This window comes from Paenibacillus radicibacter (assembly GCF_024721995.1).
GTDB lineage: Bacteria > Bacillota > Bacilli > Paenibacillales > NBRC-103111 > Paenibacillus_AM > Paenibacillus_AM radicibacter.
In genome coordinates, this window is the sequence record NZ_JANQBC010000002.1 from 405,609 (window position 1) to 418,634 (window position 13,026).

Annotated in this window: 12 protein-coding genes; 4 read left to right on the forward strand and 8 right to left on the reverse strand. The window is 44.8% G+C overall.

The window, feature by feature from the left end:
* The first annotated feature begins 22 nt into the window (after nt 1-22).
* Complete coding sequence (locus tag NV379_RS07215) at nt 23-1,045, forward strand: alpha/beta hydrolase (protein ID WP_258206609.1); 1,023 nt, start codon at nt 23-25, stop codon at nt 1,043-1,045.
* A 284-nt stretch (nt 1,046-1,329) separates the two neighbouring features.
* On the opposite strand, the gene metG is transcribed toward NV379_RS07215, so the two are convergent.
* From metG to adh, 3 genes are all read right to left on the reverse strand, one after another.
* Nucleotides 1,330-3,381, reverse strand: coding sequence for a methionine--tRNA ligase (metG, locus tag NV379_RS07220; RefSeq protein ID WP_258206731.1), 2,052 nt, complete (start codon nt 3,379-3,381; stop codon nt 1,330-1,332).
* 290 nt (nt 3,382-3,671) lie between these two features.
* Entirely contained in the window at nt 3,672-4,061 is a 390-nt protein-coding gene (locus tag NV379_RS07225; protein ID WP_258206610.1) for a DUF779 domain-containing protein, read from the reverse strand.
* 14 nt (nt 4,062-4,075) lie between these two features.
* On the reverse strand, nt 4,076-5,596 hold the full coding sequence (adh, locus tag NV379_RS07230) for an aldehyde dehydrogenase (RefSeq protein WP_258206611.1): 1,521 nt from the start codon (nt 5,594-5,596) through the stop codon (nt 4,076-4,078).
* A 297-nt stretch (nt 5,597-5,893) separates the two neighbouring features.
* On the opposite strand from adh, the gene NV379_RS07235 reads away from it, so the two are divergent.
* Entirely contained in the window at nt 5,894-7,297 is a 1,404-nt protein-coding gene (locus NV379_RS07235; protein ID WP_258206612.1) for a peptide MFS transporter, read from the forward strand.
* 90 nt (nt 7,298-7,387) lie between these two features.
* Here the strand turns inward: NV379_RS07235 and yidD are convergent, their stop codons facing one another.
* Together yidD and NV379_RS07245 are read right to left on the reverse strand one after the other, a co-directional pair.
* Nucleotides 7,388-7,645, reverse strand: a complete 258-nt coding sequence (yidD, locus tag NV379_RS07240) for a membrane protein insertion efficiency factor YidD (RefSeq protein ID WP_258206613.1) — start codon at nt 7,643-7,645, stop codon at nt 7,388-7,390.
* Nucleotides 7,642-8,055, reverse strand: coding sequence for a Fur family transcriptional regulator (locus NV379_RS07245; RefSeq protein ID WP_258206614.1), 414 nt, complete (start codon nt 8,053-8,055; stop codon nt 7,642-7,644). The genes yidD and NV379_RS07245 overlap by 4 nt, the downstream gene beginning before the upstream one ends.
* Before the next feature lie 129 nt (nt 8,056-8,184).
* On the opposite strand from NV379_RS07245, the gene NV379_RS07250 reads away from it, so the two are divergent.
* Both NV379_RS07250 and NV379_RS07255 read left to right on the forward strand, forming a co-directional pair.
* Nucleotides 8,185-8,799, forward strand: coding sequence for a DsbA family oxidoreductase (locus tag NV379_RS07250; RefSeq protein WP_258206615.1), 615 nt, complete (start codon nt 8,185-8,187; stop codon nt 8,797-8,799).
* A 56-nt stretch (nt 8,800-8,855) separates the two neighbouring features.
* A complete protein-coding gene (locus NV379_RS07255; RefSeq protein WP_258206616.1) occupies nt 8,856-9,671 on the forward strand; it encodes a divergent polysaccharide deacetylase family protein in 816 nt (271 codons plus the stop codon).
* A 24-nt stretch (nt 9,672-9,695) separates the two neighbouring features.
* Here the strand turns inward: NV379_RS07255 and NV379_RS07260 are convergent, their stop codons facing one another.
* From NV379_RS07260 to NV379_RS07270, 3 genes are all read right to left on the reverse strand, one after another.
* Complete coding sequence (locus NV379_RS07260; protein ID WP_258206617.1) at nt 9,696-10,949, reverse strand: MFS transporter; 1,254 nt, start codon at nt 10,947-10,949, stop codon at nt 9,696-9,698.
* A 123-nt stretch (nt 10,950-11,072) separates the two neighbouring features.
* Nucleotides 11,073-11,879 (reverse strand): DeoR/GlpR family DNA-binding transcription regulator, encoded by an 807-nt coding sequence (locus NV379_RS07265; RefSeq protein ID WP_258206618.1) that lies wholly within the window; start codon nt 11,877-11,879, stop codon nt 11,073-11,075.
* 30 nt (nt 11,880-11,909) lie between these two features.
* Entirely contained in the window at nt 11,910-12,965 is a 1,056-nt protein-coding gene (locus NV379_RS07270; protein ID WP_258206619.1) for an SIS domain-containing protein, read from the reverse strand.
* Nucleotides 12,966-13,026 lie beyond the last annotated feature (61 nt).

The following is a 13,026-nucleotide window of genomic DNA, read 5'->3' on the forward strand; positions in this document are numbered from 1 at the left end:
ATCAGAAATGAGGTGGAATCCTATGTCAACAACATCCTTGTCACCCTATACGATCCCGCAAACATTGCCCGGTCGAATTCATACTGAGATTCCAACACCTCAACCACGTAAACGGAAAGTGTTACGCAACATTCTCATTACCCTTTCACTCTTAATCTTTAGCGCGGTTATCGCGTTCCATGCCTATGTGGCACTATTCTTAGCTAGACCTGACATCGTACCATTGCCTTCAAACCCCATGCAGAAACTCGGTTTATCGTATGAAGATGTCTCATTTGCTAGTTCCAACGGGATGACACATCTAGATGGATGGTTGATCCCAGCAGTAAAATCCAAGAAAAGCATCGTCTTCTCTCATGGTTATGGGGAAAATCGTGCAGCCCCTTGGGTGCCAACCTACACGATTGCCAAGGAAATGCATAACCGCGGTTACAACGTGCTCATGTTCGATTACAGCTACGCAACTGCAGGCAGCACGAGACTTATGACAGGTGGTCTACAAGAGTCCAAAGAGCTTGCAGGAGCGATTGAATTCCTGAAAGAACGCGGCATGGAGCAAGTGTACGTATGGGGCTACTCTATGGGTGCAGGCACTGCGCTACAGACGGCGCTTAGCCAGCCGAATATTGACGGGATGATTCTAGACAGTACCTTCATCCTTAGTTCTGATACGTTATCTAGCAACATCAAGCGACTAGCGAATTTACCCAAATATCCATCTGTACCCCTCATTCAATTGTTCTCCTCCCTCATTGATGGAATCAATATGCGGGATATTCCTTATAAACAAGTGATGGCACATTCGTATAACATGCCGATCTACTTCATTCACGGCGACAAGGATCAATTAGCACCTTATGGTGTCATCGAAAAGCTTGCAGCAAACCAGAAGTCCCCTCTTTCTGACAAATGGATTGTTCAAGGTGGCGAGCATGAGATGATTCACCAATCACAGTCCAAAGCGTATTTCAAGAACACATTCGCTTTCCTCGACAAAGTGTCGAGTGAACGAACCAAGTTTTTAGCGTCGAGTACGCCACTTTAAGAGCGTGTTCAAAAAGTGGGTCACTGCAGAGAAAAGAACAACTAATGCTTACGATGTGGCTTTCCACAAAAATCCTGTGAGTCTCAATCATGAATTTTGAATTTATTTTATGGTATTTTCATGATTTCAAAGGCGGACGCTACGCTCCTACAGTTGCTCTTTTCTCTTTCGTTAACTTTTTGAACACGCTCTTTAATACACACATTCTTACATGCAAGAAAAAGGGCGCCCCTCACGTAAGTTACTTACGGATGGAGCTGCCCTATTTATTTTCAAACAAATGATTACTTCACAACCGCGCCGTTCGGCATAGCGTCCGGCACTGTAGCAAGTGTAAGCTGGTCGCCTTCTGATGCTGCAAGGATCATACCTTGTGACATCTCACCACGAAGCTTCACTGGCTTCAAATTCGTTACACAGATCACTTTGCGTCCTACTAGTTCTTCTGGCTTGTAGAACTTCGCAATACCAGACACGACTTGACGTTGCTCAAAGCCAAGATCCAATTGCAGCTTAAGCAGCTTGTCAGCACCTTTTACAGGCTCAGCAGCTAGTACTTGAGCTACACGCAGATCAACCTTCATGAAGTCGTCAATCCCGATCTCCTCTTTAAGAGGTACAGATGGTTCAGATACTTCCTTAGCTGGTGCAGCTGCTTCTTCCGTCACAGCAGGTGCTGTTCCACCTGTCATTGCACCAGCAATATAAGCCACTTCCGCAGCTACATCAAGACGTGGGAACATCGGATCAGCCTTACGAGTTTGCGTGCCTACTGGGAATGCTCCGAATGCTTGAACACTATCCCAAGCTGTTAGTTCAGCTTGTCCATCAACCCCTAGGGATTGCCACATTAATTGTGGCGTGCGCGTCAAGAACGGCTGAAGCAACACGGAGGAGATACGTTGGCATTCTGCCAGCACGTACATCACAGAACCAAGAATATCTTTCTTGGACTCATCCTTCGCAAGCACCCATGGCTGCGTCTCATCGATGTATTTATTCGTACGACCGATGAATGACCATACAGCAGATAGTGCTACGGAGAATTCCATGTTCTCCATGGCCTCTTCATACTTCGCAACGGTTTCGTTAGCTAAAGCGATCAAGCTTGCATCAAACTCTGTCGCGTTTTCTACTAGTGGCTGTACTTTACCTTCGAAATACTTGTCCATCATCACCATTGTACGGTTAAGCAGGTTGCCTAGATCGTTCGCAAGATCATGATTCACACGCTCTACGAAGTTCTCAGGAGTGAAGGTACCATCAGAACCAAATGGAACTTCACGAAGCAAGTAGTAACGAAGTGCATCAAGTCCATAGCGGTCGATCAATGTTACAGGGTCAACAACGTTACCTTTAGACTTGGACATTTTGCCGTCTTTCATGAGTAACCAACCATGAGCGAACACTTGATTCGGAAGCGGCAGATCAAGCGCCATCAGCATAATCGGCCAGTAAATCGTGTGGAAACGTACAATTTCCTTACTCATCAAATGAACGTTAGCCGGCCAGAACTTGCGGAATTTCTCGTCGTTGTCTGTACCGTATCCTAGTGCTGTAATATAGTTCGATAATGCATCGATCCATACATAAATAACAGCCTTCGCATCACCTGGAACTTTAACGCCCCAATCGAACGTGCTGCGGGATACTGCTAAATCTTCAAGACCCGGCTTAATGAAGTTGTTGATCATCTCATTCTTACGAGATTCCGGTTGGATAAAGTTCGGGTTTGCTTCATAATACGCTAGAAGACGATCTGCGTATTTGCTCATTCTGAAGAAATAGCATTCCTCTTCGACAATCTCTACAGGTCCGCCGCAATCTGGGCATTTGCCATCTACAAGCTTCGCTTCTGTAAAGAAAGACTCGCATGATGTACAGTACCAGTCTTTATACGTACCCAGATAAATGTCACCTTGGTCCATGAACTGCTTGAAAATTTTCTGAACAACCGTCTTATGACGCTCATCCGTAGTACGAATGAAATCATCATACGAGATGTCGAGCTTGGACCACAATTCCTTAATCCCTGCTACGATTTCATCTACGAATTGCTGCGGCGTAACGCCTTTCTCTTGCGCTTTGCGCTCAATCTTCTGACCATGCTCATCCGTACCTGTCAGGTACATCACTTCATAGCCACGAAGACGCTTATATCGAGCCATAGCATCACCTGCTACGGTTGTATACGCATGACCAATATGCAGCTTCGCGCTTGGGTAATAAATTGGTGTTGTAAGGTAGAACGATTTGCTATTCGTTGACATGTTAAGACCCTCCTTGAATAGATGTACCCATGTTGCAATGAGAGAACACAAAAAGCCCCCGCCCATATTGGGGCGAGAGCTGTTACTCACGCGTTACCACCCAGTTTCCCCTACCTCTTGCGAGAGTAAGGCTCAGTAAGTCCTACGACTTTTCCGTTAACGCTGGAAAGGCGATACTCCCTCACTCGATTCATCAGCTCGAAAGTATGTTCTCCGGGACCATTTTCCAAGTATCTTCCTATACCAGCTTTCAGCATCCACCGGCTCTCTGTAATAGGCGTCCACAAGTACTTATCCGTTCATTGAACATGAAATATCCATATACTCAAAAATATAACGAAATCGCACCTCGATTGTCAAGTCGATAACAGGCCAAGAATAGCAAGTTCTTCCTCTTTAAAAGGTCGCGATCTTGTCAGAAATCGAAAGCCTTCAGGACTTTCTAATGAAAAACCCGCTCCTCGTCCGGGAACGATATCAATAGTAAGCTGGGTATGTTTCCAGAGCTCATATTGTGCAGCCCCGATATAGAACGGTGTTGTCGCAATATGTCCCAAATACACATCCTGATCCCCTACTCGAAACTCACCTGCTGGAAAGCACATTGGTGCACTACCATCACAGCAACCGCCTGATTGATGAAACATAAGCGCACCATGCTGTGCTTTGAGCTTCAGAATAAGTGCTGCAGCTTCATCGGTTACGAGCACCTTCGCAACTATAGCCTGCTCTTTCTCCTTCTCCATCGGCTCGCCTCGCCTTAGAAGAAACCGAGTGCACTTGGACTGTAGCTCACAAGTAAGTTCTTCGTCTGCTGATAGTGATCCAGCATCATCTTGTGATTCTCACGTCCAATACCCGAGTGCTTGTAGCCGCCGAATGCTGCATGAGCTGGATAATCATGATAGCAGTTTACCCATACGCGACCCGCTTCAATACCTCGTCCGAGTCTATATGCACGGTTCATATCCCGCGTCCATACCCCTGCACCAAGTCCATAGAGCGTATCATTAGCAATTCCAAGCGCTTCTTCTTGGTCTTGGAACGACGTCACTGAGACGACAGGACCGAATATTTCTTCTTGGAAAATGCGCATTTTATTATTTCCTGTAAAAATTGTCGGCGTCACATAATACCCATCAGCTAAATCGCCAGTTAATATGTTACGCTCGCCACCAGTCAGCAGCTCAGCACCTTCTTGCTTACCAAGCTCGATGTAGGACATGATTTTCTCCAATTGATCCTTCGAAGCTTGGGCACCGATCATCGTATCCGTATCAAGCGGATTACCTTGCTTCACTAAGCGTGTCCGTTTCACAGCTGCATCCAAGAAATCGGAGTAGAAGCTTTGCTGAATGAGCGCACGCGATGGACACGTACACACTTCCCCTTGGTTGAGCGCGAACATCGTAAAGCCCTCTAGCGCTTTATCCGCAAAAGCATCATCGTGTGCAAACACATCTTCGAAGAAGATATTCGGCGACTTACCGCCAAGCTCAAGCGTTACAGGAATAATGTTATCGGAAGCATACTGCATAATGAGTCGGCCAGTGGTGGTTTCACCTGTGAAAGCCACTTTGGCAACTCGTTTACTTGATGCAAGCGGCTTACCTGCTTCAATCCCGAAACCGTTTACAATATTGACCGCACCTGGTGGCAATAAGTCCGCAACAAGTTCTGCCCAGACCAAGATACTTGCTGGTGTCTGTTCGGCTGGCTTAATCACCACACAATTGCCCGCAGCAAGTGCAGGTGCAAGCTTCCATGTTGCCATGAGCAAAGGGAAGTTCCACGGAATAATCTGTCCGACTACGCCGAGCGGTTCATGGAAATGATAGGCTACTGTGTTCGGATTTAGCTCTCCAATTGAACCTTCCTGTGCACGAATAACTCCGGCGAAGTAACGGAAATGGTCAATGGCAAGCGGCAAATCCGCAGCAAGTGATTCCCGAATCGGCTTTCCATTGTCCCATGTTTCTGCAACAGCAAGCATCTCAAGATTCGCTTCCATCCGATCTGCGATCTTATTCAGTAAGATCGAGCGTTCAGCAGGTGTCGTCCGTCCCCATGACGCTTTCGCAGCATGTGCGGCATCGAGTGCTTTCTCAATATCTTCAGCTGTCGAGCGTGGTACTTCACAGAAATTTTTGCCGTTTACCGGCGACGGATTCGAGAAATACTGTTCTTTAACAGGAGGAACCCACTCTCCACCAATGTAGTTGTGATAACGACTACGAAATGTCACCTTACTATCTGGACTTCCAGGTTGTGCATAAATCATACGAATCATCTCCTTTCTATCATCACTAGCATTATATTCTCGCAAGTAACGCGTTATGTCCGAGCCAATCCATCATTTACCCTGGATGGAACCTGCATGGAATAACAGTCAATTGCAAAATATATAAAATCCATATATTAACTACAAAGTAATATTTTAATCATCATACATGTGGTGATTGTCCTTGACGTAAGAACGACAAAACAACTAAGCTTTTATATACAACTGTTTTGATTTTAGTGCGCTAATGAACTAATATCCTAAAGAGACACTTCGACACCAAGAGGAGGAAACAACATGACGACCGTCAACTTAGATGCATCAACTCCATCAAATAAGAAAAAACACCCGCCGGGTCTATACGTACTATTCTTTACTGAAATGTGGGAACGGTTCAGCTACTACGGCCTTCGTGCCATGCTGGTTCTTTACTTAACAACAACATTTATCAGTGGAGGACTCGGTTTCTCTGATAGCTCAGCTACTCTGATATACGGGTTTTTCACTGGTGCCTGTTATTTCACCCCGTTACTCGGCGGATACTTAACAGACAGGTTTCTAGGGCGTCGCAAAGCGATTACGATCGGTGGTATCGCAATTGCAATCGGTAACCTTGCCCTATTTCTCTCTCAGAGTACAACAGCCCTCTACATCGGACTTGGACTCATCATTATCGGTAACGGCTTCTTCAAACCGAACATTTCAACACTAGTTGGTGAGCTTTATCCAAAAGGAGACAAGCGTATCGACTCCGCCTATACGATCTTCTATATGGGAATTAACGTCGGTGGCCTTATTTCACCACTCGTGGTTGGATTCTTAGCCGAATCCCTGTTCAAGACAAGCTTCATGGATACGATTACCTACGGTTATAAATATGGATTCTTAGCTTCTTGTATCGGGATGATTGTCGGTCAAATCATCTTTAACCTGTTAGCCCCGCGTTACTTAGGTGACATCGGAACAGTACCGACAAGTCAGATGAATGTGTCGAAGACTTCCGATAAGAGTACTTCTGAAAAGGCAGCTAACGCTCCGCTAACGAAAAAGGAGAAACAACGCACGACTGTTATCCTTATCATTACCGGCTTTGTCGTCTTCTTCTGGGCTGGTTTCGAACAAGCGGGAAGTTCACTTACGTTATATACCAAACATTTTATCGACAAAACCATCTTCGGTTGGGAAGTACCTACAACTTGGTTCCAATCGATTAACCCGATGTTAATTATTCTTCTCGCACCGCTCGTATCGATGTTATGGATTAAATTATCTAATCGTAAGCGTGGCGACATCAGTATTCCAACTAAGATGGGTATTGGTATGATTCTACTCGGTGTAGGTTACATGGTTATACTTATTGCCATTATGAAAACAGGTAGCGACACGAACAACATTGTGCAAAAAGCGAACATTATGTTCATCGTCGGCACTTATTTCTTCCATACAGTCGGAGAACTGTTCTTATCACCTGTAGGATTATCCCTGGTGAATAAGATTGCACCACTCAAGCTAACATCTCTTCTTATGGGAGTATGGCTATCGAGTACGGGTATCGCGAACATTGTGGGTGGACTATTCGCTTCCCGCATCAAGGAATTAGGTTTCTTCAGTGTATTCTCTGTCATTGGCCTCTTGGCAATTGTTCTCGGTTTCGTATTGCTTGCAGTTTCGAAGAAATTAGTCCGCATGGCTGATTTATAGTCACAATACATTTATTAAAAATAATAATAAGAGGCATCACTCAAGAGCTGCTAACAGCTTTCGGGTGATGCCTCTTCTTGTCACATTCAACTATCCATTACTGTCGCTCATCTGTTCAAGAGATTTACTCTTCTTCCCCGGCGGTACATGATCAATACCTCCAGGATGGAACGGATGGCACTTACATAGCCGTACGACCGTCAGCCAGCTCCCCTTAAGCGCCCCATGCTCTTCTAAGGCTACTAGGGCATATTCCGAACAGCTCGGGTAGAATCGGCATGTAGGCGGTTTTAAAGGTGAGATGAACCTTCGGTAGAAATGTACCGGTCCTTGCAGAACCTTTTTCATGACTGACAATCCTTACAGTAGCCATAGACCTCAAATTTATGTTTCACGACGGCAAAATCGTCTGGAATCCCAGATGCCCCATCCATCGGACAATACACAAACGGAATCGTACGCGCGCAATGCAAACAGATCAGATGATGGTGGTGGTGATGTTCTTGGCAGTGGGCACGGAATTTAATGCCATCTTCAAACACGAACTGCTCCAGCACATTCATATCGTTCATAATGCGTAAATTGCGGTATACCGTATCAAAGCTAAGCCCTGTATATTTCTGGGCCATATGTTCATAAACATCTTTCGGAGTTAAGTAGTTATCTGTTCCAGCAAATAAATCAGCAAGTGTTCGTCTTTGCTCTGTAATCCGCAGCCCTTGCTGGGACATCAGCGAAATGATTTGTTCCGTCGTCACGGGCAAGTACCTCCAAGAAAATCAGTCTCTTCTAATCATGCAAAAAAAACGAGAGCGAGTCAACTCATTGACAAGTCCGTTATAATAAGACTATAAGTAGTTTTTAACTTGAAAGGAGCATGTTATAAGATGAAAGTAGTCGAAGTATTCCACGATACGATTTGTCCTTGGTGCCGAATCGGTATTAAAAATCTTAATGATGCCGTAGATCAACTCGGTGAGCCTGTTGAAATCCGTTTACATGCTTTTTTCTTAGATCCACTTACCCCAGCAGAAGGCGTGCCTTTTAAACCGATGTTGACTGAAAAAATGGGTGGCGAGGAAAATTACAACGCAGCCATTGAACAAGTTACACGTGTTGGTGAAATGTGCGGCCTTGAATTTAACTTTGATAAGGTAGAGCTTTCCCCACACACTCTTATGTCTCACCAAATGATTACTCTTGCACCACCACATATGAAAGTTCAAGTCGTTGAAGCGATTGATCGTGCTTACTTTGCAGAAGGCAAAGATATTGGCAACAAAGAAGTGTTGCTCGAGATCGGTAAGCAAGCGGGACTTGATCCCGAATACATTGCTGACTTTATCGGACCGGATGTTCGTCTGAAGGAAATTGACCTCGATATTCAGAAGACATTCGAGCTAGGTATCTCACAAGCTCCATTCTTCGTTATTGATGGTAAATATGCAGTCAGCGGCGCGCAACCTGTCGAAGCGTTCTTACAAGCACTTCGTATGAAATAAATGCATACAAAATAGCAAACACCTCCATATTAACGTAATGGAGGTGTTTTTTTGTTATGAAAATAAATGGATCTATCCGATTGGCTGCATTAGTGGCAAGCGTGCTCATCAGTACCCTGAGCTCAGGAATGAATACATATGCTCATGCTGCCCCTACCCAGAAAGCCGTGAAATCTGCCGCCATTATTATTGATGATTTTGGCAATAACATGAAAGGTACACCTGAGATTATTGGTCTTCCCTATAACATCACAATCGCCGTCATGCCTTTTCTTCCTACTACAAAGCAAGATGCCGAAGCTGCATACGCTGCCGGCAAGGAAGTCATTGTGCATATGCCAATGGAGGCCAAGAGCGGAAAGAGCAGTTGGCTTGGACCTGGTGCCATTACTGTAAATTTATCAGATGACGAAGTTCGCAAGCGGATTAATCTCGCTATTGATGAAGTTCCTCATGCCGTTGGAATTAACAATCACATGGGTTCTAAAATTACGGGAGACGCTCGCATTATGCGAATTATCCTGGAAGAATGTAAGAAGCGCAATTTATTCTTCATCGACAGTCATACGAATTACCGTAGTATCGTCTGTCAGACTGCCAAAGAAGTCGGTGTCCGATGCTTGGAAAATCAAGTGTTCCTCGACGATGTCCATACGACAGGTCATGTACTGAAGCAAATGAATGAGATTGCCAAACGCCTGGAGACGAGTTCGACTTGCATTGCAATTGGGCATGTCGGTGTAGGCGGTAATATTACAGCAAACGTATTAAAAACAAAGCTGCCGGAACTCGCCCAGCAGCATCATTTTGCAAAAATATCGGAATTGTTAGCGCCAGCTGAAACTGCGCCAAGTGAGCAGCATCAACATTAAATTATGCACTTCTCAAACGTTGTACTAACCGGTAACAGCAGCTTTCTCGCCTGCCGGCTTACGTGCAGCGTTTGTTTCATTCTGCCGAACATCCAGCTTATGCCGCTTCGTCTCGAAGGTTGTAAATACGCCAATGATAAGCGATAGAATCATCATGATGTACAAGTACCATGGCGTTCCGAACAAATCGAGAATTGCACCCGTCGCAAGTAAGGCCAACTGCATCAATACTCGATCAATCATTTCCTTAAAGGAGAAGAATCGACCTTGCATGTGACTTGGAATTTGGCGTTGGAATATCGTTGTCACCATCGGGAAGAAGAACGCAACAGCAAAGCCGAATATGACAAATCCTCCTAATACGCTAACTGCAGAGTGTGCGAAGGACATGAAGAACTGGGATACCGCAAATACGAGTAATAATAGGGATGAGCCTAATACTAAGTTCGTCTTGCCGATCACTTTCTTAACGAAGAAACCTGCGATTAGAATACTAACTCCCTCAACCGTGTAAACCAACCCCATTATAAGATCGGACTGCTGCACTTCACTAAACGAGAGAATGAGTAGGTTAAATCCACCAAAGAAGAAGTTCAGCATCCCTGCTGAAACCAAGCCGACAAGGACGGCACGTTCGGTTTTAATTAAAGTAAACACTTCTGAGAAGCGCATTTTTTCCTTCGGACCCGATGCTTTAACAACAGGATCTTCTGTCTGCTTCGGAATCTGAATCAAGCAGTTCAAACCGAACAAAATGACAAAAACAATGAAAGCACTTACATAGTTCGTCATTAAGCTGAGCTGGGCTACCATCACACCTGCGACTGCCGTCCCTGCAATGCGAGAGATGGTCGTAATATTCATATGGATCGTATTCGCCGACAACAATTGATCCTTCTGTATAAGTAAAGGGATCGTCGTTCTAACTGATGGAAAATAAGCTGCACCCGACACTTGCATCAATACAAGTGACGCAATCATCCATGGGATTGAATCAAGCATTAGAGCCGGAAACATACACAGCGGCGATAAGACACGCACGAAATTAGCTGTCAATAACACCGTCTTCTTATTCGTACTGTCAATCCATCTTCCTATTAATGGTAATAGTACAACGGAAGCTAGTAAACCTACCATCAATATCAGAGATTTCAGAAAGTCAGATGAAACAAGATGCTTCATGAATTGCAAGTTGCCGATAATGCTAAGCCACAGCCCAATACCACCGACAAGCTCCCCAATCATAAGCACAAGAAAAGATTTATTTCGAAAGAGCATACTTCCCCTCCTATTCTGTCTCACAAACTCATTATTGGATTATACCGCAAAAGGCACAAAAAAGGCAGACATGTACATCCTTTTCGAGAAGATTCGAAAAGTAATGTACACATCTGACCTTCACTACCTCAAGATAGCCGGTGTCTGATCAGCGATTATGGCTTGAATACCATGTTCGTTCATGTAAGCAGTTGTCGGTTCATCAAATGGCTTATCGCAGATACATCCATAAAGCGAAGTAAGCGGTGCAATGGAGAATAGCGATGCTTTTCCAACCTTCGTATGATCGAGTACAGCGATTGTCTGAAGCGCTCGATTCATGAGCATTCGTGCGGTCTGCGCTTCAAGCTCCGAGTAAGTACTAATTCCTTGCTGGATGTTGAACCCATCGATGCCAAGGAACATTTTGCCGATATTAATATGTTCAATCGTTTTCTCTGCAAGCGGCCCACACAGTTCAAAGTTCTTCGCACGCATCACACCACCGATGACAACAACTTGAATACCTTCACTATCTGCAAGTTCCATCGCGATGTTAACAGCATTCGTGACAACGGTAATCCCTTGACGTGATTTAAGCTGCTTCGCAATTAAATAAGTAGTCGTCCCACCCGAAAGGCAAATGCTGTCCCCTTCTTCAATGAGCTCACTTGCTTTGCGAGCAACCGCTTCTTTCTCAAGCCATAACTTTTGGCTCTTCTCAGAAAAAGCGACTTCACGAACTGTAGACATTCCTTCGTAAAGGGCTCCACCAATCGTTCGAATCAGCTCACCCTTACGATCTAATAGATCCAAATCACGACGCGCAGTCGCTTCCGATACGTCGAATCGTTCAATAATCTCAGTAATTGTTATCTTTCCCTGCTGCTTAAGCAGGTTCATCATCTGTGTACGTCTAATATCCCCTTTAGAGGAAGGAGTATCGTTCATTGTTCAGTCACTCCAACTTGATTTAATTGATTAAATTTGCACGACTTGAGTTAAGTTGCGCGGTTCATCCGGGTTTAAGCCTAATCCATACGCTGTATAGTAACCCAGGTATTGAGCAGCTGGCAAGTAAAGTACACTGCGTGCTTCATCGCTCACTTGCGCAAGACCTACCTCAATAACTAGATCAGCGAATGCTGTATCTTCGCCTGCAATAGCTGCAATTAAGATAACTTCCGCACCGTAATCCTTCATCTCTTGCGCTACTTTAAGCTCATATGCACGCGCTGTTTGCGACAAGAGCAGGCAGACAATCGTGCCTGGTTCAACGATCGACTTCGGTCCATGACGGAACTCCATCGTACCATAGCTTTCTGTCCAGACATAGGACATTTCTTTCAGCTTGAGACAAGCCTCCATCGCCAGCCCACCATATGCCCCCATACCCAGGTATACGAACTTTTTAAAATCTTTTCCTTCTATAAATGGCTTCACGAGTGCATCCGCTTCACGCACTACCGCCTCGTCTTGCTCAAGCACCGCTTCCATCTCATCGACCCATTGCTGCTCACCTGACACTTTCGCAATCGCAGCTTGCATCAAGAACGTCATCGATGCGAGAGATTTCGTCATGACTGTACTTTTCTCTTTGCCAAGTGGAGAGATCAAGCATTCAGAGATTTGCGCCATCGTACAGTCTTCATAACAAGTAATGCCACATGTATCCCAATTTGATAAGTGAGCTACGGATTTCAAAGCTAATATGACTTCTGTTGATTCCCCCGAGCGCGATACACCTACTAACAATATTTTGCGATTTGCTGCAACTGTCTGATCACGGAATAAGAAAATTTCTGAAGAAGGATACGCGGTTGCGACGCGTCCTGTCCATTTGCGGAAAGTCACTGCCATTGTCAACGCTTGATAGTACGAAGAGCCCGAGCCAATGAACACAACTTCATCATAAGAAGGATTTCCAATATATTTATTCAGCCAATCGACTTGCACATCTAGCTGTTTCCATGCTGCAGCAAGTGCTTCCGCTTGCGAACTAATCTCTGGATACGTAAGTTGACCTCTCATTGACATCTCCAACATTCCCCCATATAATTCAGATATTAATAGTATAAATCATTATTATGATCGTTTC